Annotated in this window: 20 protein-coding genes; 12 read left to right on the forward strand and 8 right to left on the reverse strand. The window is 61.1% G+C overall.

The genetic code is table 11. The features are described from left to right. Nucleotides 1-20: 20 nt before the first annotated feature. Nucleotides 21-656, reverse strand: a complete 636-nt coding sequence (locus tag B5526_RS21465; protein WP_079541359.1) for an HAD-IA family hydrolase — start codon at nucleotides 654-656, stop codon at nucleotides 21-23. A gap of 103 nt (nucleotides 657-759) precedes the next feature. Here B5526_RS21465 and B5526_RS21470 point away from each other — a divergent pair, with 103 nt between their 5' ends. Both B5526_RS21470 and B5526_RS21475 read left to right on the forward strand, forming a co-directional pair. Continuing rightward, nucleotides 760-1,521, forward strand: a complete 762-nt coding sequence (locus B5526_RS21470; protein WP_079541361.1) for a S1 family peptidase — start codon at nucleotides 760-762, stop codon at nucleotides 1,519-1,521. Nucleotides 1,522-1,613: 92 nt separating this feature from the next. After that, complete coding sequence (locus B5526_RS21475) at nucleotides 1,614-3,125, forward strand: flavin-containing monooxygenase (protein WP_079541363.1); 1,512 nt, start codon at nucleotides 1,614-1,616, stop codon at nucleotides 3,123-3,125. A gap of 29 nt (nucleotides 3,126-3,154) precedes the next feature. On the opposite strand, the gene B5526_RS21480 is transcribed toward B5526_RS21475, so the two are convergent. The 3 genes from B5526_RS21480 to B5526_RS21490 are packed head-to-tail and all read right to left on the reverse strand — an operon-like array spanning nucleotide 3,155 to nucleotide 4,817. Continuing rightward, a complete protein-coding gene (locus B5526_RS21480; protein WP_079541365.1) occupies nucleotides 3,155-4,204 on the reverse strand; it encodes an HD-GYP domain-containing protein in 1,050 nt (349 codons plus the stop codon). Nucleotides 4,205-4,241: 37 nt separating this feature from the next. Continuing rightward, nucleotides 4,242-4,562 (reverse strand): PilZ domain-containing protein, encoded by a 321-nt coding sequence (locus B5526_RS21485; protein ID WP_079541367.1) that lies wholly within the window; start codon nucleotides 4,560-4,562, stop codon nucleotides 4,242-4,244. A 30-nt stretch (nucleotides 4,563-4,592) separates the two neighbouring features. Beyond that, nucleotides 4,593-4,817: a hypothetical protein gene (locus tag B5526_RS21490; RefSeq protein WP_079541369.1), complete on the reverse strand. Its 225-nt coding sequence runs from the start codon at nucleotides 4,815-4,817 to the stop codon at nucleotides 4,593-4,595. A 213-nt stretch (nucleotides 4,818-5,030) separates the two neighbouring features. Here B5526_RS21490 and B5526_RS21495 point away from each other — a divergent pair, with 213 nt between their 5' ends. The 3 genes from B5526_RS21495 to B5526_RS21505 all read left to right on the forward strand — a co-directional run bounded on the left by B5526_RS21495 (nucleotide 5,031) and on the right by B5526_RS21505 (nucleotide 7,478). Then, nucleotides 5,031-5,861 carry a helix-turn-helix transcriptional regulator gene (locus tag B5526_RS21495; protein ID WP_283807536.1) on the forward strand — a complete coding sequence of 277 codons (831 nt, stop codon included), beginning with the start codon at nucleotides 5,031-5,033 and terminating at the stop codon, nucleotides 5,859-5,861. A 179-nt stretch (nucleotides 5,862-6,040) separates the two neighbouring features. After that, nucleotides 6,041-6,286, forward strand: a complete 246-nt coding sequence (locus B5526_RS21500) for a PilZ domain-containing protein (protein ID WP_079541373.1) — start codon at nucleotides 6,041-6,043, stop codon at nucleotides 6,284-6,286. 91 nt (nucleotides 6,287-6,377) lie between these two features. Next, entirely contained in the window at nucleotides 6,378-7,478 is a 1,101-nt protein-coding gene (locus B5526_RS21505) for a DUF2336 domain-containing protein (protein WP_079541375.1), read from the forward strand. Nucleotides 7,479-7,576: 98 nt separating this feature from the next. Here the strand turns inward: B5526_RS21505 and B5526_RS21510 are convergent, their stop codons facing one another. Both B5526_RS21510 and B5526_RS21515 read right to left on the reverse strand, forming a co-directional pair. Continuing rightward, nucleotides 7,577-8,506: a response regulator gene (locus B5526_RS21510; RefSeq protein WP_079541377.1), complete on the reverse strand. Its 930-nt coding sequence runs from the start codon at nucleotides 8,504-8,506 to the stop codon at nucleotides 7,577-7,579. Beyond that, nucleotides 8,496-11,867 carry a hybrid sensor histidine kinase/response regulator gene (locus B5526_RS21515; RefSeq protein WP_079541379.1) on the reverse strand — a complete coding sequence of 1,124 codons (3,372 nt, stop codon included), beginning with the start codon at nucleotides 11,865-11,867 and terminating at the stop codon, nucleotides 8,496-8,498. The genes B5526_RS21510 and B5526_RS21515 overlap by 11 nt, the downstream gene beginning before the upstream one ends. Nucleotides 11,868-12,030: 163 nt before the next feature. On the opposite strand from B5526_RS21515, the gene urtA reads away from it, so the two are divergent. The 7 genes from urtA (at nucleotide 12,031) to B5526_RS21550 (ending at nucleotide 18,821) form a co-directional block, all read left to right on the forward strand. Next, nucleotides 12,031-13,293, forward strand: coding sequence for an urea ABC transporter substrate-binding protein (urtA, locus tag B5526_RS21520; RefSeq protein WP_079541381.1), 1,263 nt, complete (start codon nucleotides 12,031-12,033; stop codon nucleotides 13,291-13,293). A 164-nt stretch (nucleotides 13,294-13,457) separates the two neighbouring features. Continuing rightward, nucleotides 13,458-14,384 carry an urea ABC transporter permease subunit UrtB gene (gene urtB, locus B5526_RS21525; RefSeq protein ID WP_079541383.1) on the forward strand — a complete coding sequence of 309 codons (927 nt, stop codon included), beginning with the start codon at nucleotides 13,458-13,460 and terminating at the stop codon, nucleotides 14,382-14,384. 18 nt (nucleotides 14,385-14,402) lie between these two features. Then, complete coding sequence (urtC, locus tag B5526_RS21530) at nucleotides 14,403-15,542, forward strand: urea ABC transporter permease subunit UrtC (RefSeq protein ID WP_079541385.1); 1,140 nt, start codon at nucleotides 14,403-14,405, stop codon at nucleotides 15,540-15,542. A gap of 10 nt (nucleotides 15,543-15,552) precedes the next feature. Beyond that, nucleotides 15,553-16,308 (forward strand): urea ABC transporter ATP-binding protein UrtD, encoded by a 756-nt coding sequence (gene urtD, locus B5526_RS21535; RefSeq protein WP_079541387.1) that lies wholly within the window; start codon nucleotides 15,553-15,555, stop codon nucleotides 16,306-16,308. A 38-nt stretch (nucleotides 16,309-16,346) separates the two neighbouring features. Then, the gene (urtE, locus tag B5526_RS21540; protein ID WP_079541389.1) at nucleotides 16,347-17,036 is read left to right on the forward strand and encodes an urea ABC transporter ATP-binding subunit UrtE; all 690 of its coding nucleotides are present in this window, start codon (nucleotides 16,347-16,349) and stop codon (nucleotides 17,034-17,036) included. Between the two features lie 33 nt (nucleotides 17,037-17,069). Then, on the forward strand, nucleotides 17,070-18,299 hold the full coding sequence (gene fmdA, locus B5526_RS21545) for a formamidase (protein WP_079541391.1): 1,230 nt from the start codon (nucleotides 17,070-17,072) through the stop codon (nucleotides 18,297-18,299). Between the two features lie 183 nt (nucleotides 18,300-18,482). Then, entirely contained in the window at nucleotides 18,483-18,821 is a 339-nt protein-coding gene (locus tag B5526_RS21550) for an FmdB family zinc ribbon protein (protein WP_079541393.1), read from the forward strand. 51 nt (nucleotides 18,822-18,872) lie between these two features. Here B5526_RS21550 and B5526_RS21555 read toward each other — a convergent pair whose 3' ends face one another. Further along, nucleotides 18,873-20,378, reverse strand: a complete 1,506-nt coding sequence (locus B5526_RS21555; protein ID WP_079545169.1) for a sensor histidine kinase — start codon at nucleotides 20,376-20,378, stop codon at nucleotides 18,873-18,875. Nucleotides 20,379-20,393: 15 nt separating this feature from the next. Beyond that, nucleotides 20,394-26,675, reverse strand: coding sequence for a HAMP domain-containing protein (locus B5526_RS21560; RefSeq protein WP_079541395.1), 6,282 nt, complete (start codon nucleotides 26,673-26,675; stop codon nucleotides 20,394-20,396). Nucleotides 26,676-26,810 lie beyond the last annotated feature (135 nt).

Below are 26,810 nucleotides of genomic sequence, written 5' to 3' on the forward strand. Positions count from 1 at the left end.
TAATTGAGAGGTGCGCGCAGTTATCGCAGCGACAGCCCCGTGGCCGCTTCGAGTTCGCCGATGGCTTGCGTTGCGTCGACTACCTTGATGGTGGTCATGCCCATCTCGCGCGCGGGCTTCAGGTTGACGCCGAGATCGTCGAGATAGACGCAAGCTTTGGGATCGACGCCGAGCGCCTCGACCATGATCCGGTAGATGCGCGGGTCGGGCTTTCTCAGGCCGATCTTTGCCGATTCGATGATGTGATCGAACAGCGCCATCACCTCGGCGATATAGAGCGACCGGCCGCTGGCGCTTCCGATCGCGTTGGCGGGAAGATTATTGGTGATGCAGCCGGTCTTGAATTTTGCCTTGACGCGCCGCAGCGCCTCGACCATCTCGGGCCGCAAATCTCCCGACAGCAGCGGCAGCACGTCCTTGCCGCGGACCTCGGCACCCAGCGCCAGCGATTCGGCGGCGAACAGGTGATCGAAAGTTTCAATGTCCACCTCGGCGCGCTCGAATTTCGCCCAGGCATTTTCGAGATGATTGGCGGCGTTGGTGCGCCGGATGATATCGGCGGGCAGTCCGCGTTGGCGCTCGAACCGCGCAAATGCCTCGAAGGGTGAGGTGGTGAACACACCGCCAAAATCCCAGATCACTGCCTCGATCATCATTCCCTGCCGTGCTGACCCGCTTTTGGCAAACGGCTAACACGGCGTCCCGGCGGGAGCCAGTCCCGCCTTGGCGATACGTCAGTTGCGGGCTATTGCTGCCGCGATGAAAATCCTGATCCAATTGATTGCGAGCCTGGCGCTGCTCGGCGCTGCCCCCGCTCACGCCATCGTCGGCGGCGGGGTGCCCTCTGCCGAGGGCATCGGCCGCTCCGTCGTCACCATTGTCGGCTCGCGCGGCAATTTCTGTAGCGGCGCCTTGATCGCCCCAAAACTCGTGTTGACGGCGGCGCATTGCGTTCAGCCCGGCGCGGTCTACAAACTCGTCGAAACGGGCGCCGACAAGCAGCCGCATTTGCAGGACGTCAAGAACGTCGCCATTCACCCCGCCTTCAACATGCAGGCGATCCCAGCGCATCGCGCCACCGCCGACGTGGCATTGCTGCAACTCGAAATTTCGCCAAACGGGAAAAGCGCCGCGGCGGTCGGCATGCCGCAAATCCCGACTGTCGTCGGCAGCCGCTTCACCATCGCCGGTATCGGCGTCACCATCCGCGGCGAGGGCTCCAGCGGCGGGACGATTCGCGTCGCCAGCCTGGTCGCGACCGGCCAGCCCGGAACGTTGCAGATCAGGCTGGTCGATCAGCTTACGCAAGGCGTCCGCGACGGGCTCGGCGCCTGCACCGGGGATTCCGGTGGACCGGTGTTCGAGGACCGCCAGGGCGGCCCCGCCATCATCGGCGTCATCAGCTGGTCGACAGGGCCGAACGGCAGCGCGGGCTGCGGCGGCCTGACCGGCGTTACGCCGCTCACGCTTTACCGCGACTGGATTTTGCAGACCGCGAGGACATGGGGTTCTGCGCTGTGAGTTTGGCGGTTGATCTGGCGGATTGCGCACCTCATGATTGACCTCTACAGACTTAACCCAACAAATTGCCAATCAAGAAAAGAGCCGGAGATATGGACGCCCTCGCAACAGCCCGCAACTCTTCCGCTTCGCCGCCGGTCGAGCATTTTGACGTTTTGATCGTGGGCGCCGGTATTTCCGGCGTCGGCAGCGCCTATCACCTGACCACGCAGTCCCCGGGTACGAGCTTCGTCGTGCTCGAGGCGCAGGAGAGCTTTGGCGGTACCTGGCTGACCCACCGTTATCCCGGCATCCGCTCCGACAGCGATCTCCATACGTTCGGTTATCGCTTCAAGCCGTGGACCAGTGCGCCGATCGCAACGGCTGCGGAAATTCGCGCCTATATGGGCGAGGTCATCACCGAGAACGGGCTCGAAAAACACATCCGCTACCACCACCAGATTTCCTCGGCGAGCTGGTCGAGCACGACCAATCTGTGGACCATCGAAGCGGAGCGCACCGACACCGGCGAAGCACTCACATTGACCGCGAATTTCCTCTGGATGTGCCAGGGCTATTACCGGCATTCGGAGGGCTACACGCCGGAATGGAGGGGGATGGAAACCTTCAAAGGCCGCATCGTGCACCCACAGCGCTGGCCGGACCATCTGGATCTCGCGGGCAAGAAGGTCGTCGTGATCGGCTCGGGCGCGACGGCTGCGACGCTCATTCCAGCGATCGCCGACCAATGCGGCCACGTCACCATGCTGCAGCGTTCGCCGACCTACTTCCGCACCGGCCGCAACGCCATCGAACTCGCCGAGACGCTGCGGCAATTGCAGGTCAGCGAGGAATGGATCCACGAGATCGTGCGTCGGAAAATTCTGTTCGAACAGGATACGTTTACCCGCCGCTCGTTTACCGAGCCCGAAATCGTCAGGCAGGAACTGCTCGGCGGCATTCGCGCGGCGCTCGGCCCCGATTCCGATGCAGTGATTGGGAAGCATTTCACGCCGAGTTACCGGCCGTGGCGGCAGCGCATCGCCTTTGTCCCCGACGCCGATCTGTTCCAGGCCATCAAGGGCGGCAAGGCTTCCGTCGTTACCGACGAGATCGAGCGCTTCACGAAAGAAGGCATTCTGCTGAAATCCGGCAAGACGCTGGATGCCGACATCATCGTCACCGCGACCGGGTTTAATCTCAATGTGCTCGGCGATATCGCCTTTGAAATCGACGGCGCGCCGCTCGATTTCGCCGAGACCGTCACCTACCGCGGCATGATGTTCACGGGCGTGCCGAACATGGCCTGGGTGTTCGGATATTTCCGCGCCAGCTGGACGCTGCGCACCGATCTGGTGGCGGATTTCGTCTGCCGCCTGCTCGCGCACATGAAGAGCAAGGGCGCGCGAAAGGTCGTGCCGGCGCTGCGGCTGCAGGACTCAAACATGCCGCTGTCGTCCTGGATCGATCCGGAAAATTTCAATCCCGGCTATCTGATGCGCGACATGCATCTGTTGCCCAAGCGCGGCGACAAGCCGGAATGGCAGCACAGCCAGGACTATTGGGCGGAAAAGGACGAATTCCCGGCGATCGATCTCGACGATGCCGCCTTCGCCTATGACTGAGTCTCCGACCGCCTGACCCGCACTGATCTTCAGCGATTGAGCGCCACATCCCTGAATGCGGCGACAAGCGGCATCTCGAGTTTGCCGCGCATGCCACGCACGATTTCATAGGCCTGTTCGCGCGGCATGGTTGGCTTGTAGGGCCGCTGCTCGATCAAGGCCGAGAAGATATCGGAAATGGTCAATACCCGAACGATGTCGGAAATGCTGGCGTCACAAAGCGCGTCGGGATATCCGCTGCCATCGAGAAATTCATGATGATGGCGGACCGCATCGAGGATCTCCGGGGAAATGCTGGTGTTCCCCCTCAGCACATCATACCCGGCCGCGGGATGGGTTTCGATCTGCGCGCGCTCCTCGGCATCGAGGCGCCCTGGCTTATCGAGGATCGCGAGCGGGATTTTGGCCTTGCCTATGTCGTGAAACATCGCAGCCGAATACAGGCGCTCGATGTCTCGCTTCGCCATACCGAGACTCAAGCCAAAGTCGACCGCTATTCCCGTCACCAAAAGGCAGTGTTGATAGGTTCCTTCGTGGTGGCGACGAACGGTCTCGAGCCAGCTCGACAAGCCATCCTCGGCAATGTTGTCGGCGATGCCGCCGGCTGCGCCCTTCGCGCCCCTGACGTCGATGGGTTTGCCGCTCAGCACGGCGGAGAACATCGCCCCGATCGCGATCGCACCGGCTTGCGCGGCCTCACGGGCTCCGTCGAAGGCGTCCTTCGGGCTGGTCTCGCAAGGCTTGCGGTCGACAAGCTGGGCCAGCAAATTCGCCTGCTTGACAGGACTAATCAACACGCGCGTCGCGCCCAGCGCATAGGCCTGGACGGTGTACAAGCGCTCTTTCTGATCGATCAGGAAAATCCGCTTACCTACGTGGCCTAATTTTCCGAACGTTTCCTTCAGGGCCGCAATATTTTCGACGACCCGCAAATCTGCCGTGACGACGACGGCGTCCGACCCGCTGCATCGTTTGTTCGTGCCGCTCAGCAATTCGGATGTGACCGCGTGATGCCCATCCAGCATGGCGCGCAGGGTCGCGAGTTTTTGGGCGGTATCAGCGATAACATGGACGGGCATGAATAGCTGGTCTCAATGATCTCGGCGGCGGCTCATTTCAAACGGCCTTGGCGGCTGGCGGCGGTGTCGGGGATTTTTTCTTGCTTTTCTCTCGCTCCAAAAACTGGATGCCGATCTGATCGCCGGCGACGCGCACCAATTTACAGCGGCGAAACGCCAGACCCGTCGACGACAGCAGCAGGAAGAATTCCCTGAGATCCAATCCTTCAAGCGATCCGTCGAAGCACAGCCGCGCGCCGGTTTGCGAGACGTCGACCATCATGCACTCCCGGCGCCAGGTGCCGTCGATCCCCATGATGTGAACGGGAATGCCGCGTTCGAAACCGACACGCTCGCTCTTTCTGTCTCCATAGGTCATGTCTGCAATCCGTACTTCCCAAAAACGGTATTAGACGCCCCCCGCGCGCGCCTCGCGACCTCTGGCTTTTGTTCTATCGATCAGTTGAACGAGGACGCGATCGAAGACGCCGATCTGTCGTTCAATCACGCCATCCGCTTCGCTCGGGAACGGATCATTCACTTGCCTGAGCGAGAATATTTGCTGCTCCGCCGAACCGCGATGCGGTACGGCGTCGAGCCGATCGAACAAAGAGTAGCCATCGGCGTTCTGCACGATCGCAATCCAAAAAGCTGTGGCGGGAGCGTCATTGCCCTCGCGTTGTATACAGCACCGGCTGGCAGCCGAATTCACAAGTAAACCTCGACAATCCCCATAGAATGCTCTCTAAGTTACAACGTTCGGTAAATTGCTTTTAGGTGGCTACGTCGCCCATTTTTTTGATTGCCTAATTTCTGATCAGTAATTGTTGGCTCTCAGGGGGAGGAGTTGGGACACTCTCAGGATAATTACCGAGGTACAAAATATCCCACGATACACTCTGCTCTGCGGCAACAGGCGCTCGGCGAGTTTTTACGCAAGCATCGAGAGTTGGTCGCTGAACCCGCGGGCGAAAAACAGCTTGGCGAACGACGGCGAAGGACATCGGGTCTTCGGCGCGAAGAAGTCGCCCAGATGGCCGCGATCAGTTCGACCTGGTATACGCGGCTGGAGCAGGGCAAAGAGGTAACCCCTTCCGGCGCGGCGCTTGGTCGGATAGCCGACGTATTGCGGTTGACGCCCGCCGAGCGGGCTTACCTCTTCGAATTGGCCCGGCGGGTTGACCAGAACGATGGCTCGAACCATGCCGATGAGCGCGCCCGCAAAACACTCGAGAGCTGCGTGCATGTCATTTCTTGCCCCGCCTGCGTGCTCGACGGATATTGGACGCCGCTGTCCTGGAATGACGAAATGGCGAACCTGTTCCCGCGGTGGCTGAAGGGTCCGGAAAATAACCTGCTGCGTTATATGTTCCTCGATTTGGATGTGCGAACGCTCGTCCCCGATTGGGAGCTTCGGGCGCGCCGCCTTCTGGCGCTGTTCCGGGCCGATTACGGCAGGCACATCGATGATCCGAAGATGCTCGATCTGGTGCGCGAGCTGAGCGAGGAATCGGAGCACTTTCAGCGATTTTGGAAGGAACAGCGCGTTCTGTTCTGGGATGCGATCGAAAAGACCTACCACCATCCCGAGCTCGGCTTGCTAAAGTTTTATCAAACGACCTTGATCCCCGCGACCGACCCGACGCTCAAGCTGGTCGTTCTGCACCCGTGCCGTTAGCTGCGATCACGCGCCGCGGTCGCCGGTATTTCCGTAGCAGTTTTTATCCCAGGATGAGGACAGCGAATTTTCGCCGATTGCCGACGTGCCCGATGTACTTTCGATAACTATAATGCTGAACGAATTGTTCAAAACAATCTGCGAATCTCACTGCCGGACTTTAGGTCTAGGAGGCAGTGATGTATCCGCGGCGGTTCTCACGTGTGCGGCCGACAGGCCGGATTTCCGATGCGGCCAAGGTAATCGTTGGTCCCAAGGACCCGATTATTGATTGCAGGGTTGTCGATTATTCGCCTGGCGGGGCGTGCCTTGAGGTCTGGGCGCAGATCAAGCTGCCCAATCGATTTGAATTGGTATTTGGCGGCACCAAGAAGCGTTGCCGCGTCGTCTGGAGCGCCGGACGGCGTCTTGGGGTCGCATTTTAGCAAGCGCGTATTTGCGCGACGTACTTGAGTTACCGAAGGCGGGAACAATTATTCGGAGCCGCACCTAGTTTCTTTCAACCGACCGAGGCAAATGTCTTTTCTGCAGGAACTGGATATCGCAGTTTCACGGGGAACGGCCGAAAGCCGCGAGCGAGCGTTGTGGTACGCGACCGATGTACTGATCACCGGCAGCTACACTGACGACGAAATCTGGATGTTCGGTGAGATCATAGGGCGTCTGGAGCAGGATATTGAAGTCGCGGCCCGCGCCCAGCTCGCCAAGCGACTTGCTCGGGCCGACAACGCGCCCGTCAACATTATCAAGAAACTTGCCTTTGACGATTCGATCGACGTCGCAGGTCCTGTCCTTCGGCAATCCGAACGTCTCGATGCCCGGGCACTGGTTGCCAATGCCAGATCGAAAAGCCAGCAGCATCTTCTCGCAATATCCAAGCGAAAATCTCTTGTCGAAGAGGTAACCGACGTACTCGTGACGCGAGGCAACCGGGAGGTCGTGAACTCGGTAGCGACCAACAACGGTGCACGCTTTTCGGATTTCGGCATTTTGCACATGATCAAGCGCTCCGAGGGTGATTCGATTCTCATCGAGCATCTCGGCCGTCGCAAGGACATTCCCAGGCACCTGTTCCAGCAGCTGATCGCAAAGGCTTCGGAGAACACCAGGAAAAAGATCGAACGGGAGCGCCCCGAGGTGGCAAGCCTGGTGACCGACGTCACTGGCGCGTTGCATTCGAAGTTCGGACCCGCGTCAAAGAGCTATTTCGATGCCAAGAGGCTGGTGGCAAGACTGCATCAAGACGGAAATCTGAACGAGGACAAGATTTTTGAATTCGCTCAAGCTCACAGATTTGAGGAAGCAACCGTCGGACTGTCCTTGTTGTGTTCGCTGCCTGTCGACGTCGCTGAACGGGCGCTGATCGACAAAAACAGAGACGTGCTGCTGATTCTCGCCAAGGCTCTCAAGTTCTCGTGGGAGACCACGATGTCGCTGCTATTTCTGGGCGCGCCGGATCATCGTATTACTTCGCATGCCCTGGATGATTTGAAACGGGAATATGCCGGCCTCAACGTCGAGACATCGCAAAGTATTCTGAGACTATACCTGTCGCGCAAGCATGCAGCGGCGCTTGATTGCGGTGAACGTCGCCTGCCTCAACTCCATGCCCAATGAGATAAGCTTTCGCGGCGTTGTCCGGCCCGCTCCCAAGCCCGATCAACCTGGCTACGCACAGTTTCGCGGCGAGGACACCGGCTTGGCGGTAACGTGTTTTACGAATTCCGCCGGCTCGCATTCGCGGCAATGGCAGCCGCCGCGGTGCGGTTCTCGACGCCGAGCTTGGCGTAGATTTGCTCGAGATGCTTGTCCACCGTCCGCGGGCTTAGGCCCAGGATCTGGGCAATGTCACGGTTGGTTTTTCCCTTCGACAGCCAGGACAGCACTTCGCCCTCGCGGGTGGTCAATCCGAGCTCGCTTGAAAACTGCGCGGGGATGCTGGCGCTGGAATCCTTTGCCAGCCGCAGCAGGAATTCGTTCGGCCCAAGCTTGCCCATATATTGCAGCCGAAGCTGCTCATTGTCCGGGAATGACGCCATCGCCGACGCCTTCGATCCCGTCTTGCCTTTTTGAGCCGCTTCGAGCCATTGCAACATCGGTTCGGGCAGCACGAACTCATCGCCCGCGCCGCTTGCGAGATTATCCGACAATAATTTCTGCGCCTGCGGCGTCGCCCACATGATGTTGCCGTGCCGGTTGACGGCGAGCAGGAACCGCCCCGACACATCGAGCGCCGCGCGCGCGCTCTGGGTCAGCCGCGCATTGGCGAGATGAACCCTGATCCGCGCCAGCATCTCCTCGATGACGATGGGCTTTGTCACATAGTCGACGCCACCCGCTTCCAGGCCGTGCACGATGTGCTCGGTCTCTGCGAGACCGGTCATGAAGATGACCGGCACATTGCTTAAGCCGGCGTCGCGCTTGAGCCGCCGGCAGGTTTCAAAGCCGTCCATGCCGGGCATCACGGCGTCGAGCAGGATGATATCCGGCGTGATCTGGTCGACGATCCGCATCGCTGCCGCGCCGTCCATCGCCACCATCACCGTCATGCCGGCGCCGTCCAGCGCGTCGGTCAGAAGCCGCAGCGTTTCCGGGGAATCATCGACGATCAGCGCGACGTCGCGTTTTTTTGGCTCAGTGATCATAGCTGTGCAGGGTCTTCAGGGTTGCCATGTACTGATCGAGATCGAAGCGCTCGATGAGCGAGCGCATTTGCGAAACGAAGCCGGTATGTTCGGGGTAATCGGTACCGATCTCGTCGAGCTTGAGCTGGATCGCGCGAATGTAACCCAATTGCCCGAGGCCGATCAGTTCCTCGACATGCTTCACCGGCGGCCGTGAGCCATTGGCCGGCTCCCAGTGCGGGACGACAATCTGGGCGTTTTCATATTGCCACTCGATCTTCAAAAGCTGGCGGATCAATTCCAACAGTCGGGGAATATCGATCGGCTTCATCAGATAGCCGTCGTGAAACGGCTGCGCCAGTGGCGCGCCATGCGCCTCCAGCGCGCTCGCCGACACCATCAGGATGCGGGCCTGATGATGGCCGGTCGAGCGCAGCGTCTCCGCAACCTTCCAGCCGTCCATGCCGGACATCGAGATATCCAAAAGAAATAGATCCGGCCGGCAATGCGCCGATAGCGCCAGACAGCCGGGGCCGTCCGGCGCGCTCAGTAGAATAAAACCGAGCGGCGTCAGCACTTCGCGCAGGAGATCGCGGTGGACGGGATCGTCGTCGGTGATCAGGATCGTCTTGCGCGGGCCGTGATAGCCGAACACCGGCGCATCGACCGGCGCAATTCGCGTCGGATTGGTGACTTCGGAGAGCAGGATCTTCACCCGGAAGGTGCTGCCGGTTCCGACCGTAGAGGTGACCCTGATGTCGCCGCCCATCACGCCCGCAAGCAGCCGGCTGATCGTCAGGCCAAGACCGGTTCCGGTCTGCGGCTGCGAGACGCCCAGGGCGCCGCGCTCGAAGGGCGCGAAGATGCGCTCGAGGTCGGACGCCTGAATTCCCGGGCCAGTGTCGATCACTTCGAACTCGGCAACCGGGCTGCGGTAATGCACGACGAACTGCAGGCTGCCGCTTTGGGTAAATTTTATGGCGTTCGACAACAGGTTGATCAGGATCTGGCGCAGGCGCTTTTCGTCGGCGTAGACGACGACCGGCAGCACCGGTGGCCGCTTGAAGATAAAATCGATGCCTTTTGCGGCGGCCTGCAGACGGAACATGCCGACCAGCTGATCGAGAAATTCGCTCAAGCGGACTTCGTCCCGCGACAGATAAAGCCGGCCCGCCTCGATTTTCGAAATGTCCAGAATGCCGTCGATCAATCCCGACAGATGGTCGGCGCTGCGGCGGACCACGCGCACCTGATCGCGCGGTTTTGCCTGCAGGCTGGAATCCTGCTCCAGCAATTGCGCATAGCCGGAGATGGCGTTCAGTGGCGAGCGCAGTTCATGGCTCAATCCGACGACATACCGGCTCTTCGCCAGATTGGCGGACTCGGCGACTTCCTTGGCGCGCTGCAGTTCGGCGTCGGTGCGCTTGTGCGCGTCGATTTCCTGGATCAAGAGCGTGGTTTGCCGCCGCGTTTCCTCTTCCGCCGCGCGCCGGCTCTGCTGCGCCAGCACGAACAGCCACGCCACCACGCCGATGATGATGGTGAGCGCAAAAAATGCTTTCCACAACACATCCGACACCAGCAGATTATCGGCGTGTGCCGTCACTGAGGTCTGCAGATAGATCAGGCCGAGCGTCAGCCCGACCAGGCCGGCAGAAATCACGAACACGCCGAGATAATGTCCGAGCTGCGAATTGATGCGGGCGTAGATCGGTCGCGGCAGCAGTTTGCCGAGCGTGTCTGCGACCTGCGCCTGGATCCGCGCATGCGGCTTGCAGAGATCATGGCAGCGCGCGTCGAGCGAACAGCACAGAGAACAGATCGGGCCGGCGTAAGCCGGACAGGACGCGGTGTCCTCGGGCTCAAATGAATGCTCGCAGATGCAGCACTGGATCGCCTCGATGTTTTGCCAGCTCCGCTTCGGCTTGCGCGCGATGTAATATTTGCCGTCGGTGGCATAGGCGATCAGCGGCGCGGTGACAAAAGCCACGACCAGCGCGACGAACGGCGCCAGCGCCTTCGCTGTCGGTCCGAACACGCCATAGAACGCCGTGATGGAAACGATGGTGGCCGTCGTCATCGCGCCGACGCCGACCGGATTGATGTCATAGAGATGGGCGCGCTTGAACTCCATGTGTTGTGGGCGCAGGCCGAGCGGCCGGTTCACCACGAGATCGGCGACCAGCGCGCCGACCCAGGCGATGGCGACGTTGGAGTAAAGCGCCAGCGTCTGCTCCAGCGCCTTGTAGACCCCGATCTCCATCAACAGGAGCGCGACCAGCACGTTGAAGACCAGCCAGACCACGCGGCCGGGATGGCTGTGGGTGAGGCGGGAAAAGAAATTCGACCAGGCGATCGAACCGGCATAGGCGTTGGTGACGTTGATCTTCAACTGCGAGAGGATGACAAACGTCCCGGTCAGCGCCAACGCGAGATCCGGCTGCGACAGCACGTAGCGAAACGCTTCGCGATACATGTGCGCGGGTTCCGCGGCATGCTCGGCGGAAACGCCATGGCTCAAGGCAAAGTACGCCAGGAACGATCCGGCGAGCAGCTTGAGCGCGCCGAGGATGATCCAGCCGGGTCCGGCGCTCAACAGCGCGATCCACCACGAGGTTCTTGAGGTGCGCCGGTCGCGTGGCAGAAATCGCAGGAAGTCGACCTGCTCGCCGATCTGCGCCACCAGCGAGAACACCACCGAAGCTGCGGTGCCGAACAGCAGCAGGTCGAGATGGCCGTCAAGGCTGCCGTGCTCTCCGGCGAATGTTCGCCACTCCGCGAAGGAGTGCGGATTGGCGTAGGCGATCGCCGCAAAGGGCAGGATGTGAAGGATGATCCAGGCCGGCTGCGTCCACAATTGGAAGCGGCTGATCAAGGTGATGCCGTGCGTGACCAGGGGAATGATGACGACGGCGCTGATGAGATAGCCGATCGGGCGCGGAATCCCGAAGCACATCTCGAGTGCGGTTGCGAGAATGACCGCTTCGATCGCAAAGAAGATGAAGGTGAAGGAGGCGTAGATCAGCGAGGTGATGGTCGAGCCGATATAGCCGAAGCCGGCGCCGCGGGTCAGAAGATCGATGTCGATGCCGCATTTGGCGGCGTGATAGGCGATCGGCAGGCCGCAGCAGAAGATGATGACACTGACCACCAGGATCGCCGCGGCGGCGTTGGTGACCCCGTAATTGAGTGTGATGGTGCCGCCGATCGCCTCCAGGGCCAGGAATGAAATCGCGCCCAGGGCAGTGTTGGCGACGCGGGCGGCGGACCAGCGCCGCGCGCTCTTGGCTGTGAAGCGCAGCGCGTAGTCTTCCAGCGTCTGGTTGGCAACCCACTGATTATACTGGCGCCTGACGCGGTCTATCCGCTGCCGCCCTGCCACTTAATACTCCTCGCTCGCGAGCTGACAGCCCGCAAAACCCCAAACCAAAACCTACGTCGCTATTTTGCGGTGCAATATACGCGATCTTGCGTATCTGTGCACTGCACAATTCGAGCAATCCTTGCCTCCGCAATAGGCGTCCTCGAACCAAAATGGGGTACTCATGTCAGACGAAATCAAACGGGGCCTGCAGTCTCCGCTTCGGCGCAAACTGTTGATGGGAATGGCCGCCTTGCCGGCCATCGCGATGCTTCCACGCCCATCCTTCGCGGACGTTCCCGCGACTTCGGCGGTGAACACCACGGGTCTTGCGGTAACCGACACCGAGGTGACGGTCGGCATCCTTCACTCCGTCACCGGCACGATGGCGATCTCGGAAACCGGCTCGGTGGAAGCGGAGAAGCTCGCGATCGAGCAGATCAACGCCGCCGGCGGCGTGCTCGGCCGCAAGATCAAGTTCATCCAGGAAGACGGCGCCAGCGACTGGCCGACCTTCGCCGAGAAGGCGAAGAAGTTGCTCGTCAACGACAAGTGCGCCGCGGTGATGGGCTGCTGGACCTCGGCCTCGCGCAAGGCAGTGCTGCCGGTGTTCGAGCAGTATAACGGCATGCTCTATTATCCGACCTTTTATGAAGGCCTCGAGCAATCCAAGAACGTCATCTATACCGGCCAGGAAGCGACGCAACAGATCATCGCGGGCCTCGATTGGGTCAACAAGACCAAGGGCGCAAAGACCTTCTATCTGCTCGGCTCCGACTACATCTGGCCGCGCACCTCCAACAAGATCGCCCGCAAGCATATCGAGGGGCATCTCGCGGGCGGCAAGGTGGTCGGCGAGGAATACTTCCCGCTCGGCAGCACGCAGTTCAATTCGGTGATCAACAAGATCAAATTGACAAAACCCGACGTGATCTACGCCATCATCGTCGGCGGCTCGAACGTCGCCTTCTACAAGCAGCTCAAGGCGGCCGGCATCGACCTGTCGAAGCAGACGCTTTTGACGATCTCGGTGACCGAAGACGAGATCGACGGCATCGGCGGCGAGAACATCGCGGGCGCCTTTGCCTGCATGAAGTACTTCCAGTCGCTCGACAACCCCAACAACAAGGCCTTCGTGCCCGCGTTCAAGAAGATGTGGGGCGAGAAGACCGTGATCGGCGACGTGACGCAGGCCGCCTATCTCGGCCCGTGGCTGTGGAAATTAACCGCGGAGAAGGCAGGCAGCTTCGATATCGACAAGATCGCAGCCGCTTCGCCGGGGGTCGAATTCAAGGGTGCGCCGGAGGGCTATGTGCGCATTCACGAAAATCATCACCTTTGGTCGAAGACCCGCGTCGGCAAGGCCAAGCTCGATGGCCAGTACGAGCTGGTTTACGAGACCGCCGATCTGGTCGAGCCGGATCCGTTCCCCAAAGGCTATCAGTGAGCAGGCGCTATCAATGAGCAGGCGCTATCAGTGAGATTGCGCGCCGCCTAACGCTCTCGCCGTTCAGCAAACGCTTCGCGTGGACTTGAAAGTCCACGCCCGCAACCGCCGCGTCCGCGATCTCTATTGCGGCGCGGACCTTCCCGACGACGGAGACTGGTTCGATGTTCGGCGACTATTCGATTGGCGATCTCGGCGCGATTTTCGCGATGCAGGGTTTCGCGGGGCTGATCCTGTTTTCCGTCTACGTGCTGATGGCGCTCGGGCTTGCCATCATCTTCGGCCAGATGGGCGTAATCAACATGGCGCATGGCGAGTTCATGATCCTCGGCGCCTACGTCACCTGGATGACGTCGAACTTTTTCCAATCCTTCCTTCCGGGCCTGTTTGGCGGCTACTTCTTCGTTGCGATGATCCTCGCATTCCTGGCATCCGGGGCGCTCGGCATGCTGGTCGAATGGGGGCTGATCCGGCATCTCTACAGGCGCCCGCTGGATACGCTTCTGGCGACCTGGGGACTGAGCCTTATCCTGCAGCAGGCTTATCGTTCGATCTTCGGCGCACGCGAAGTCGGCGTTGAGCTGCCGCAGTGGATGCTGGGCTCCAAACAGGTAACCGATTCGATCGAAGTGCCGATCAACGGCATTTTCGTGATGTGCCTGACCGTGCTGATCACGATTTGCGTCGCCTACATCATGTACAAATCGCGCTGGGGCAGGCAGGTCCGCGCCGTCGTGCAGAACCGCGTGATGGCCGGCGCCGTCGGCATCAACACCGAGAAGGTCGACCGTTACACCTTCGGCCTCGGCTGTGGCATCGCCGGCATCGCAGGCTCTGCCTTCACCATGATCGGCTCGACGGGGCCGACCGCCGGCCAGCTCTATATCGTCGATACGTTCCTGGTCGTCGTATTCGGCGGTGCCGCGAGCCTGCTCGGCACCATCGCGTCCGCCTTCACCATCTCGCAGACGCAATCGACGCTCGAGTTTTTCCTCTCGGGGTCGATGGCCAAGGTCATCACGCTACTCGCGATCGTCGCGATCCTGATGCTGCGGCCGCAGGGGCTGTTCGCGCTAAAAGTTCGAAGATAAGAACAAGAAGGCTCGGTCATGATCAACTCGCGTTTCTTCAATCGCTCCGAGCTCATCGGCTTCGTGACGCTGGCCGTCCTCTTGTTCCTCATTCTGCCGCTGGCGCTCGACATCTTTCGCCTCAATCTGGTCGCCAAATACCTGACCTACGCCTTTGTCGCGGTCGGCCTCGTGCTGTGCTGGGGCTATGGCGGCATCTTGAGCCTCGGCCAGGGCGTGTTCTTCGGCCTCGGCGGCTACTGCATGGCGATGTACCTCAAGCTCGAGGCATCGAGCGTCGAGAACACCAAGATCCAGTCGACGCCGGGCATCCCCGACTTCATGGACTGGAATCAGATCACGCAACTGCCGTTGTTCTGGAAGCCGTTCCACAGTTTCCCTTTCACGGTGCTCGCGATCCTGCTGGTGCCGGCCTTCTTTTCCCTGATCATCGGTGCCGCGATGTTCAAGCGCCGGGTCGGTGGCGTGTATTTCGCGATCATCACGCAAGCGATCGCGGCCATTCTGACCATCCTGATCGTCGGCCAGCAGGGCTACACCGGCGGCATCAACGGCATCACCGATTTGCGCACCCTGCACGGCTGGGACATCCGCACCGACCACGCCAAGTTCATCCTTTACTTCGTCGAGGTGATCCTGCTGTTCGGCTGCATCGTGCTGGCGCAGTTCATCCGCCTGACAAAGCTCGGCCGCATCCTGGTGGCGATGCGTGAGCAGGAGGATCGCGTGCGATTCTCCGGCTACAGTGTCGCCAATTTCAAGATCTTTGCATTCTGCATGGCTGCGGTGTTTGCCGCGATCGGCGGGGCGATGTTCACCCTCGAAGTCGGCTTTATGTCGCCGTCCTTTGTCGGCATCGTGCCCTCAATCGAGATGGTGATCTACACCGCGGTCGGCGGTCGGATTTCGATCTTCGGCGCCGTCTACGGCACGCTATTGGTGAATTTCGCCAAGACCAGCCTGTCGGAATCCTTTCCTCAGCTATGGCTGTTCGGGCTCGGCGCGCTGTTCATCGCCGTGGTGCTGGCCTTCCCGGATGGTCTCGCCGGCATCTGGCGCGACTACGTGCAGCCCCGCATCGACCGCTTGATGTCGTCGCGCAAGCCGAAAAACGGCTGGAGCGACAGTTCGGTCGCCGACGGCGCACCGGCCGAGTGAGGAGGCAACCATGCTGATAGGTCACCAGCCCAAGGAATTCCTGCTCGCGGTCGAAGCGCTCACGGTTTCCTTCGACGGTTTCAAGGCGGTCAACGATCTGTCGTTCTATGTCGAGGAGAACGAAATCCGCGTCATCATCGGCCCCAACGGCGCCGGCAAGACAACCGTGCTCGACTTGATCTGCGGCAAGACCAAGGCCACCTCGGGCTCGATCCAGTTTCGCGGCCAGGAACTGACAAAGCTGAAGGAAAACCAGATCGTGCAGGCCGGCGTCGGCCGAAAATTCCAGACGCCGTCGATCTTCGACGATCTCACCGTGTTCGAGAATCTGGAAATCTCCTATCCGCGTGGGCGCACCGTGTTCGGCTCGCTGACCTTCAAGCGCGACGCCGCGGTTCGCGAACGGGTCGAGGAGGTCTCCGAGATGATTTTCTTGAAAGATCGTCTCAACGTCTACGCCGCGCAATTGAGTCACGGCCAGAAGCAATGGCTCGAGATCGGCATGCTGCTGATCCAGAATCCGGACCTCCTGATGCTCGATGAGCCGGTCGCCGGCATGAGCGTCAGCGAGCGCGTCAAGACCGCGGAATTGCTCAACCGCATCATCAAGGACCGCTCGGTGCTGGTGATCGAGCACGACATGAAATTCGTCGAGGACATCGCCCACAAGGTCACGGTGCTGCACCAGGGCCAGATCCTGTCGGAGGGCTCGATGGAGCACGTCAAGAACGACCCCAAGGTCATCGAAGTCTATCTCGGGCACTAGGGCATGATCATGCGCAGCCAAGGACAGGGAGCATTTTGATGCTGGCGATCTCGGATCTGCATGTCGCTTACGGCCAGAGCGAAGTGCTGCACGGCCTCAACGTGTCGGTGGCGCCCAACGAGATCGTCGCGATCATGGGCCGCAACGGCATGGGCAAGACCACGCTGATGAAGTCGCTGATGGGCATCCTGCCGACCAAAAGCGGCTCGGTGACCATGGAAGGCACCGAGCTCAGCAAACTGCAGAGCTATGAACGCGTCGCCAAGGGCCTCGCTTATGTGCCGCAGGGGCGGATGATCTTCTCCACCATGACGGTGAAGGAGAACATCGAGACCGGGCTCGTCGTATCCGGTGAGTCTGAGGTGCCCGGCAGTATCTACGAATTGTTTCCGGTGCTCCTGGAAATGAAAAACCGCCGCGGCGGCAATCTTTCCGGCGGGCAACAACAACAGCTTGCGATCGCCCGCGCGCTCGCGACAAAACCCAAAGTGCTGCTGCTGGACGAGCCGACCGAAGGGATCCAGCCATCGATCATCAAGGACATGGCGCGCACCTTAAAGCGCATCCGCGACGAGCGCGGATTGTCGATCGTGGTTTCCGAGCAGGTCCTGAGCTTCGCGCTCGACATCGCCGACCGTGTGCTGGTCATCGAGAACGGCGAGATCGTGCGTGACGACCCGCGCGAGGGCGTCGATGCCGCGCAGATATCGAAATATTTGTCCGTGTAAATCCACCGTAGCTTGTAAACAGGGGAGCTTTCGATGCCAGACACACTGATCAAGGTCGATCTCACGAAATCGGCTTACGAAAACGACATGATCCATAATCGCTGGCACCCCGATGTCCCGATGGTGGCGTGGGTCAGCCCGGGCGACGACTTCATCATCGAGACCTATGACTGGACCGGGGGCTTCATCAAGAACAACGATTCGGCCGACGACGTACGCGACATCGATTTGTCGATCGTGCATTTCCTGTCCGGCCCGATCGGCGTCAAGGGCGCCGAGCCCGGCGATCTCCTGGTGGTCGATCTGCTCGATGTCGGGCCGTTGAAGGAAAGCATGTGGGGGTTTAACGGCTTCTTCTCGAAGAAGAACGGCGGCGGCTTCCTGACCGATCATTTCCCGCTGGCGCAGAAATCGATCTGGGACATCAAAGGCCTCTACACCTCGTCGCGTCATGTTCCCGGCGTGAATTTCGCAGGCCTGATCCATCCCGGCCTGATCGGCTGTCTGCCGGATCCGAAATTGCTCGCGACCTGGAACGAGCGCGAGACCGCGCTGATTGCGACCAATCCGACGCGGGTGCCCGGGCTCGCCAATCCGCCGTTCGCCCCGACCGCGCATGCCGGTCAGGCGAAGGGCGATGCCAAGGCCAAGATCGGCGCCGAAGGCGCGCGCACGGTGCCGCCACGCGAACATGGCGGCAATTGCGACATCAAGGACCTGTCGCGCGGCTCGAAGATCTATTTCCCGGTCTATGTGCCCGGCGGCGGGCTCTCGATGGGCGATTTGCATTTCAGCCAGGGCGACGGCGAGATCACCTTCTGCGGCGCGATCGAGATGGCGGGCTGGCTGCATCTCAAGGTCGACATCATCAAGGACGGCGTTTCGAAATACGGCATCAAGAATCCCGTGTTCAAACCGTCGCCGATCACGCCGAACTACAAGGACTATCTGATCTTCGAGGGCATCTCGGTCGACGAGCAGGGCAAGCAGCATTATCTCGACGTCCATATCGCCTACCGGCAGGCCTGCCTGAACGCCATCGAGTACCTCAAGAAGTTCGGCTATTCCGGCGCGCAGGCCTACTCGATCCTCGGGACGGCGCCGTGCCAGGGCCATATCTCCGGCGTGGTCGACGTGCCGAACGCCTGCGCCACGCTGTGGCTGCCGACCGAAATCTTCGACTTCGACATCATGCCGTCGTCGGCCGGCCCGATCAAACACATCAAGGGCGACATCCAGATGCCGCTGTCACCGGACAAATAGAGTCTCTTTGTTTGCGCATGATCTCCGCGCAAACGCGTTCCGCGTTTGTCGCGAGGGAAAACCGGTACCCACTTTTCCGGATCATGCTTTAGCTCCCTGCGCGACGGGGTGCGGGACGGTCGCGTTACTGGCCGCCCCGCATCCGCCGTCCGCGAGATCTTAAGTGAATGGCGAGGACGTCACATGCCGGTCTACGAGTATCTCTGCAATGATTGCGGCCCGTTCACGGACATGCGGCCGATGGCCGAATGCGACGCGCCGCACGACTGTCCGCAATGCGCCGGCGTATCGCCGCGCGTGATCCTGACCGCGCCGAATTTCTCCTGCATGCCGGCAGCTTCGCGCAAGGCCCACGCCACCAATGAGCGCGCAGCCAACGCCCCAAAAACCCTCGGCGAATTCAAGGCCTCGCATGGGGCCGGCTGCGGCTGTTGCTCGACCAAGCCCTCGCGTCTTGTCAGGCAAACTCGAGGCGGCGCAAAGAGTTTTCCGACCGCGCGGCCGTGGATGATCAGCCACTGACGGTTGCTTTTCTTGACCTCGGCCCGCGAAGAGCGGGGCGAGGGAGCTATCTCAGGCGTCCGCGGATCGCGAGGTCAGTTCGGCCCCGTTGCCATTGATGACGAAGTTTGGATGGCTGTTGAGCGGCCCGGTTGCCGCATCCCGCGTCAGCGGAACCGACAGCCGGCAAACCAGGCCTTCCGGACGCCAGTCGAATTCGGCTTGTCCACCAAGTTGGGATTCGATGCTGGCGATCACGCTTCTTGTGCCGAATCCGCGCGATAGAGGTTTCTGGACAACAGGGCCATCCCTTTCTTCCCACAGCATCCGGAGAAAATCCGCCTCGATCCACCAATTGATGGAGATGCGGCCCGATACCGCGGAGAGGGCGCCATACTTGGCCGAATTGGTGACCAGCTCGTGCAGGGCCAATGCCAGCGTTTGCGCGGTGGCCGGCTGCAGCCGAACATTCGAACCGCCGAAGGCGATCTGATCGCCGGTGGAATAGGGCGCGAGCTCTTCATCGACCAGCCGTCCCATTTCCGCCCCCTGCCAGTTCGACAAGGAGAGAACGGTATGCACCCGGGCCAGCGCGTTGATCCGCCCTTCCACGGCCTGGATGTAATCCTTGACGTTCTCGCTTCGCGTCAGCCGGACGATGGATTGCGCCAGCGCCAGCGCGTTCTTGGCGCGGTGGTCGACCTCCCGGGCCAGCAGATTTTGCCGCTCTTCCGCGCGCTTCCGTTCGGTGATGTCGACGGTGACGCCGCTGACGCGCATCACACGGCCGCCTCTGTCTATGGTCGCGGCTGCGGTGCCGACGCACCAGCGAACCTCGCCGTCGGGCCGGGTGATCCGAAATTCCGCTTCATATGATTTGGCGCCCTTGTTGAACTGGGCCATCGCCTTGCGGAGCTCGTCGATATCGTCAGAATGAAGCAGCGCCTGAACGCTTGCCGGCGTCACGGCAAACGTCTCCGGATCGACGCCAAAGATGCGGTATTGCCCCTCGTCCCACATCCAGTCGCCGTTGACCCAGTCCCAATCCCATGAGCCCATTCTGCCGGCCGCAAGCGCCAGGCTGCGGCGCTGTTCGCTTTCGAGCAGCCTTGCGTTCGATTGCTCCAGTTCCGCGGTGCGGGCGCGAACGCGATCTTCCAGCTCGGCGTTGAACCGCTCCAGTTGCCGGGTCTTGCGGTAGAGTTCGGCGAACACCCGGATCTTGGCGCGCAACACCTCCGGAATAACCGGGACCGGAACGTAGTCGACCGCGCCCATCTCGTAGCCGCGAAGCCGGTCCAGATCGGAGACCTGAATGGCGGAAATGAAAATCATCGCCGTCTTCTGGAAGCGGGGATGCTCGCGGATCATCGCCGCGAGCTCGAAGCCGTCGAGCTCCGGCATGCAGACGTCGACCAGAATGACGGCGACCTCGTTCTTGAGCAAATATTCGAGCGCCTCGCGTCCGGACGTCGCTGCGGCGAGGTTTTCCCCGAGTTCCTTCAGAATAACCTCGTAGGCCAACAGCTTGGCCGGCTGATCATCGACCAGAAGGATGTTTACTTTTTCATGATCCATCATCTGGTTGACCACTCAGCGGTGTAGCCACATGCGGATGGCGAGGAGCAACTGCTCGGTATTGACCGGCTTCGCCAGATAATCGGAGGCCCCGGCCTCGAGGCACTTCTCGCGATCGCCTTTCATCGCTTTGGCCGTCAGTGCGATGATCGGGAGCCGGCGGAACGCCGGGTTCTCGCGGATCACCCCGATCGTCTGATAGCCGTCCATCTGCGGCATCATGATATCCATCAGGACGATGGCGATTTCGGGGTGCGACCCGACCAGCGCGACCGCCTCGCTGCCCGTCGTTGCGGTGAGGACCTTCATGCCGCGGCGTTCCAGCACGCTGGACAGCGCGAAGATGTTGCGGGCATCGTCGTCGACCAGCAGCGCGGTCCGGCCGACGAGATCCTCGTCGGAACTGTTGAGTCTCTCCAGCATGCGCTGCTTTTCGGTCGGCAGATCCGTGATCACGCGATGCAGGAACAGCGACGTCTCGTCCAATAGCCGCTCCGGCGACTCCACGCCCTTGACCACGATGCTGCGCGCCATCGTATGCAGTTCCGCGTCCTCTTCGACCGAAAGCTCGCGACCGGTGAAGACGATGACGGGCACGTTGGACAAGGCTTCGTCGTTGCGGATGTTGTCGAGCACCTCGAAACCGCTCATGTCTGGAAGCCGCAAATCGAGCACCACGCAATCGCAGGGGTTTTCGCGCAGGGTGGAGAGTGCCCCGGCACCGGTGTCGGTCGTGACGATCTCAATGTCGTGATGGTCCAGAAGTTCCCTGATGCTCATCTGTTCCGCCGCATTATCCTCCACAATCAAGAGCCGCTTGCGGCGGGGCTTGGCGTATTCCTTGATCTGGGACAGCGCCGCGCTGACGCCTTCGGTCGTGGTCGGCTTGCTGACATAGGAGAACGCGCCGCGCGCCAAAGCGTGCTGCTTGTCTTCGTCCAGCGTGACGATTTGAACCGGGATGTGCCGCGTCAGCGGGTTATGCTTGAGCTGGCTGAGCACGGTCCAGCCGAGCATGTCGGGCAGGAACACATCGAGCGAAACCGCGGTGGGCTGGAATTGCTTGGCGAGTTCCAGGGCTTCCGTGCCGCGCGCCGCGACCAGAACCTTGAAGCCCTTGTCGCGCGCCAGATCGATCAGAACGCGTGCATAATGCGGGTCGTCCTCGACGATCAAAAGAATGGCATCTCCGGGATCGAGGTTCAGCCGGTCGTCCGGAAGTTGTTCGATGACCCGCTCTTGCGGCGCCACCTGCAGCGCTGGTGCCGCGGCATATTGGGACAGGTTACTGGCTCGCGGAGCTACCGTCGGTCCGGAATATTTCAACGGCAGATAGAGCACGAAAGTAGATCCCTTGCCGGGGGTGCTCTGCAGATGGATTTCGCCGCCGAGCAGGCTTGCGAGCTCGCGGCTGATGGCAAGGCCCAGGCCGGTGCCGCCATATTTGCGGCTGGTGCCGGCATCGGCCTGTTGAAATGCCTCGAAGATCAGCTTCTGCTTTTCCGCGGGAATGCCGATGCCGGTATCGGATACCTCAAAGGCAATCACGGCGGGGGCGTGGTTGAGAACCGGATGCTCGCCGCTCCAACCCGCGACCACCGCCGAAACCCTCAGGCGCACGCCGCCCTCTGCGGTGAACTTGAACGCGTTCGATAGCAGGTTCTTCAAGACCTGCTGCAAGCGCTTGGAGTCGGTGACGATGCTGCGTCCCAGATTGGGATCGACCTCGACGGTAAACGACAATTGCCGGTTTTCCGCTTCGTGCCGGAACGGGCGTCCCACCGTCTCCAAGAGGTTGGAGGTGAGAATTTCCTCCGCATCCACCGTCACCGTTCCCGACTCGATCTTGGACAGGTCGAGAATGTCGCTGATCAGGTTCAACAGGTCAGTGCCGGCGCCGTGGATGGTGCGGGCAAACTCGACCTGCTTGGGAGACAAATTGCCGTCCGGATTTTCGGTGAGCTGCTGGCCGAGGATCAGGATGCTGTTGAGCGGGGTTCGCAGCTCGTGCGACATGTTGGCCAGGAATTCGGATTTGTACTTCGATGTCAGTGAGAGCTCGGTCGCCTTTTCCTCGAGAGCGCGCCGCGCCTGTTCGATTTCCTGGTTCTTGCGTTCGACTTCGACGTTGCGTTCGGCGAGCTGCTGCGCCTTCTGCTCGAGCTGCTCGTTGGTCTGCTGCAACTCCTTCTGCTGCGTCTGCAGCTCGCCGGCGAGCTGCTGGGATTGCTTGAGCAGGCCTTCGGTCTGCATGGTGGCTTCGATCGAGTTGAGCACGATGCCGATACTGTCGGTGAGTTGCTCCAGGAAGGTCATCTGCGACGTCGTGAACGAGGTGACCGAAGCAAGCTCGATGACGGCCTTGACCTGGTTCTCGAACAGCACCGGAAGCACCACGAGATTCTTCGGCACCACCCGTAATAGCGCCGAATTGACCGGCACTGCGTCGGTCGGGATATCGGACACCAGCCGCTGGCGCTTGTCCATCGCGCATTGCCCGATCAGCCCTTCGCCGAACTGCACGATATGCTGGTGGGGAATCAGGCCGTCGCCGGCGTAAGCCGAAAGCAGGCGCAGCTGCGGATTGTCCTCATTTTCGACCTGGTAGATCACGCCCATGTGGGCATTCACCAGCGGCGTCAATTCGGTCAGCAGCAGCCGGCCGACGGTCGTCAGATCGCGCTGACCCTGCAGCATGTTGGTGAATTTGGCGAGGTTGGTCTTCAGCCAATCCTGCTCGGTATTGACGTCGGTGGTGAGCCTGAGATTGCCGATCATCGTATTGATGTTGTCTTTGAGCTCGGCGACTTCGCCCCTGGCGTCGACCTGGATCGAACGGGTCAGGTCGCCCTTTGTCACCGCGGTCGCCACTTCCGCGATGGCGCGAACCTGCGAGGTCAGGTTGGCCGCCAGCAGGTTGACGTTGCCGGTCAGATCCTTCCAGGTGCCAGCGGCGCCGGGCACGTTGGCCTGGCCGCCAAGACGGCCTTCGACGCCGACTTCGCGCGCCACGCTGGTGACCTGATCGGCGAATGTCGCGAGCGTCTCGGTCATATTGTTGATGGTGTCGGCGAGAGCCGCGACTTCGCCCTTCGACTTCACGGTCAGATTCTGCTTCAGGTCGCCGTTGGCGACGGCGGTCACGACCTTGACGATGCCGCGCACCTGCTCGGTCAAATTGGCTGCCATGAAGTTCACGGTATCGGTCAGATCCTTCCAGGTGCCGGCCACGCCGGGGACCTGCGCCTGTCCGCCGAGCTTGCCCTCGGTGCCGACCTCGCGCGCGACGCGCGTCACCTCGCCGGCGAAAGCATTCAGCTGGTCGACCATCGTGTTGATGGTGTTTTTGAGTTCCAAAATCTCGCCCTTGACGTCGACGGTGATTTTGCGCGACAGGTCGCCGCGTGCCACGGCGGTCGTCACTTCGGCGATGTTGCGGACTTGGGTGGTGAGGTTAGCGGCGAGCAGGTTGACGTTATCGGTGAGGTCCTTCCAGGTGCCGCCGACGCCGGGCACCACGGCCTGACCGCCCAAGCGTCCCTCGGTGCCGACTTCGCGCGCGACGCGCGTCACTTCGGCCGCGAACGAGCGCAGCTGCTCGACCATGGTATTCAAGGTGTCCTTGAGCAGCAGGATTTCGCCGCGCACGTCGACCGTGATCTTTTTCGAGAGGTCGCCGCCGGCGATCGCGGTCGCGACTTCCGCGATGTTGCGGACCTGCGCGGTCAGGTTCGAGGCCATGAAGTTGACGTTGTCGGTGAGGTCCTTCCAGGTGCCGGCAACTTCGGGCACTTCGGCCTGACCGCCGAGCTTGCCTTCGGTGCCGACCTCGCGCGCCACGCGCGTCACTTCGGACGCGAAGGCGTTGAGCTGGTCGACCATGGTGTTGATGGTATTCTTCAGTTCGAGGATTTCGCCCTTCACGTCCACCGTGATCTTGCGTGACAGGTCGCCGCGCGCCACGGCGGTCGTCACTTCGGCGATGTTGCGGACTTGGGCTGTCAGATTGCCCGCCATCGAGTTCACGCTGTCGGTGAGGTCCTTCCAGGTGCCGGCAACGCCGGGCACGTTGGCCTGACCGCCGAGGCGGCCTTCGGTGCCGACCTCGCGCGCCACGCGCGTCACCTCACCGGCGAAGCGGTTGAGCTGATCGACCATGGTGTTCAGCGTTTCCTTGAGCTGCAGGATCTCGCCGCGCACGTCGACCGTGATCTTGCGCGACAGGTCGCCGCCGGCGATCGCGGTCGCCACTTCCGCGATGTTGCGGACCTGGGCGGTCAGGTTGCCCGCCATCGAGTTGACGCTGTCCGTCAGATCTTTCCAGGTGCCGGCGACGCCGGTCACCTGAGCCTGGCCGCCGAGCTTGCCGTCCGTGCCGACTTCGCGCGCCACACGCGTGACTTCGGACGCGAACGCATTTAGCTGGTCGACCATGGTGTTCAGCGTTTCCTTCAGTTGAAGGATTTCGCCCGACACGTTGACGGTGATCTTCTTCGACAGGTCGCCCTTCGCCACGGCGGTCGCGACTTCCGCGATGTTGCGGACCTGGCCGGTGAGGTTACTGGCCATCGAGTTGACGCTGTCGGTTAGGTCTTTCCAGGTGCCGGCGACGCCGCGCACCAGCGCCTGACCGCCCAGCTTGCCTTCGGTGCCGACCTCGCGCGCGACGCGCGTCACTTCACCGGCGAACGCATTGAGCTGATCGACCATGGTGTTGATGGTGTCTTTCAGCTCAAGGATTTCACCGCGGACGTCGACCGTGATCTTTTTCGAGAGGTCGCCATTGGCGACCGCGGTCGTCACTTCCGCGATGTTGCGGACCTGTGCCGTCAGATTGCTCGCCATCGAGTTGACGCTCTCGGTCAGGTCCTTCCAGGTGCCGGCGACGCCGAGCACGTTGGCCTGTCCGCCCAGCCTTCCGTCGGTCCCGACTTCGCGCGCGACGCGCGTCACTTCGCCGGCGAACGCGTTGAGCTGGTCGACCATGGTGTTGAGCGTTTCCTTCAATTGCAGGATTTCGCCCGACACGTTCACTGTGATTTTCTTGGAAAGGTCGCCGCCGGCGATCGCGGTCGCGACATCGGCGATGTTGCGGACCTGAGCCGTCAGGTTCGACGCCATGAAGTTGACGTTGTCGGTGAGGTCCTTCCAGGTACCGGCAACACCGGGCACCTGGGCCTGGCCGCCGAGCTTGCCTTCGGTGCCGACTTCGCGGGCAACACGCGTCACTTCCGACGCGAATGAATTGAGCTGATCGACCATCGTGTTGATGGTGTCCTTCAGCTCGAGGATTTCGCCGCGGACATCGACAGTGATTTTTCGCGACAAGTCGCCGCGGGCAACAGCGGTCGTGACGTTGGCGATATTGCGGACCTGCGCCGTAAGGTTGCCGCACATCGCATTCACTGAGTCCGTCAAATCCTTCCACGTGCCGGCGACGCCGGGGACGATGGCCTGACCGCCGAGCTTGCCGTCGGTGCCGACCTCGCGGGCAACGCGCGTGACTTCGGATGCGAACGAGCGAAGCTGATCGACCATCGTGTTGATGGCTTCTTTCAGCTGCAGGATCTCGCCGCGGACGTCGACTGTGATCTTCTTCGACAAATCGCCATTGGCCACCGCGATCGTGACCTCGGCGATGTTGCGAACCTGGCCGGTGAGATTGTTGGCCATGGAATTGACGCTCTCGGTCAAATCCTTCCAGACGCCCGTCACTTCGGGGACCTGCGCCTGACCGCCGAGCTTGCCCTCGGTGCCGACTTCGCGCGCCACCCGCGTCACCTCGGAGGTGAACACGCTGAGCTGCTTGATCATGGTGTTGACGATATTCGCCGACTGTAAAAATTCGCCGCCCAGCGGGCGGCCATCGACATCGAGTTGAACGGTTTGCAGAAGGTCGCCTTGCGCGACCGCGGCAACCGCGCGCGTCACCTCGCGTGTCGGCCACAGCAGATCGTCGATCAGCGTGTTGACCGAGCCCTCCATGTCGGCCCAGGAGCCAGAGGCTAGGCCGAACTTGACGCGCTGCCGGGTCTTGCCTTCGCGGCCGACAACCTGACCGACCCGCTCGAGTTGCTGCGACATCCGCTGATTGGCGGCGACGATTTCGTTGAACGTATCGGCGATCTTGCCTTCGATGCCGAGATGATCGCCGGTCATGCGTACCGAGAAGTCTCCGCTGCGCATCGCCTGCAGCGCGTGAAGCAATTCCTGCGAAGGGTCCGGCTTGCCGTTGCTGTAAGGCTTGTCTTTTGTGCGACGCCGGGTGGATGGAGCGGCGGAGCCGAGATCAGCCATGGCATTCCCCTTCAGCAATGCGTATTCGAATCGAGCACGTAGAAAATTTTTCCCGGCATCAAATCGCGCAGCCGCGCTTAAATCAAGCGAGAAACCGCAAGTCTTTCAGATGTTTAGGTTCCATAAATTGGGACG

Source organism: Bradyrhizobium lablabi (genome assembly GCF_900141755.1).
Classification (GTDB): domain Bacteria; phylum Pseudomonadota; class Alphaproteobacteria; order Rhizobiales; family Xanthobacteraceae; genus Bradyrhizobium; species Bradyrhizobium lablabi_A.

Bases quoted from the DNA above. Each gene is read 5' to 3' on its own strand.
- B5526_RS21470 (WP_079541361.1), top strand. From the start codon at position 760: ATGAAAATCCTGATCCAATTGATTGCGAGCCTGGCGCTGCTCGGCGCT.
- B5526_RS21475 (WP_079541363.1), top strand. From the start codon at position 1,614: ATGGACGCCCTCGCAACAGCCCGCAACTCTTCCGCTTCGCCGCCGGTC.
- B5526_RS21555 (WP_079545169.1), bottom strand. From the start codon at position 20,378: ATGGATCATGAAAAAGTAAACATCCTTCTGGTCGATGATCAGCCGGCC.
- B5526_RS21500 (WP_079541373.1), top strand. From the start codon at position 6,041: ATGTATCCGCGGCGGTTCTCACGTGTGCGGCCGACAGGCCGGATTTCC.
- urtC (WP_079541385.1), top strand. From the start codon at position 14,403: ATGATCAACTCGCGTTTCTTCAATCGCTCCGAGCTCATCGGCTTCGTG.
- B5526_RS21560 (WP_079541395.1), bottom strand. From the start codon at position 26,675: ATGGCTGATCTCGGCTCCGCCGCTCCATCCACCCGGCGTCGCACAAAA.
- fmdA (WP_079541391.1), top strand. From the start codon at position 17,070: ATGCCAGACACACTGATCAAGGTCGATCTCACGAAATCGGCTTACGAA.
- B5526_RS21480 (WP_079541365.1), bottom strand. From the start codon at position 4,204: ATGCCCGTCCATGTTATCGCTGATACCGCCCAAAAACTCGCGACCCTG.
- B5526_RS21550 (WP_079541393.1), top strand. From the start codon at position 18,483: ATGCCGGTCTACGAGTATCTCTGCAATGATTGCGGCCCGTTCACGGAC.
- B5526_RS21485 (WP_079541367.1), bottom strand. From the start codon at position 4,562: ATGACCTATGGAGACAGAAAGAGCGAGCGTGTCGGTTTCGAACGCGGC.
- urtE (WP_079541389.1), top strand. From the start codon at position 16,347: ATGCTGGCGATCTCGGATCTGCATGTCGCTTACGGCCAGAGCGAAGTG.
- urtD (WP_079541387.1), top strand. From the start codon at position 15,553: ATGCTGATAGGTCACCAGCCCAAGGAATTCCTGCTCGCGGTCGAAGCG.
- B5526_RS21505 (WP_079541375.1), top strand. From the start codon at position 6,378: ATGTCTTTTCTGCAGGAACTGGATATCGCAGTTTCACGGGGAACGGCC.
- B5526_RS21465 (WP_079541359.1), bottom strand. From the start codon at position 656: ATGATGATCGAGGCAGTGATCTGGGATTTTGGCGGTGTGTTCACCACC.
- B5526_RS21510 (WP_079541377.1), bottom strand. From the start codon at position 8,506: ATGATCACTGAGCCAAAAAAACGCGACGTCGCGCTGATCGTCGATGAT.
- urtA (WP_079541381.1), top strand. From the start codon at position 12,031: ATGTCAGACGAAATCAAACGGGGCCTGCAGTCTCCGCTTCGGCGCAAA.
- urtB (WP_079541383.1), top strand. From the start codon at position 13,458: ATGTTCGGCGACTATTCGATTGGCGATCTCGGCGCGATTTTCGCGATG.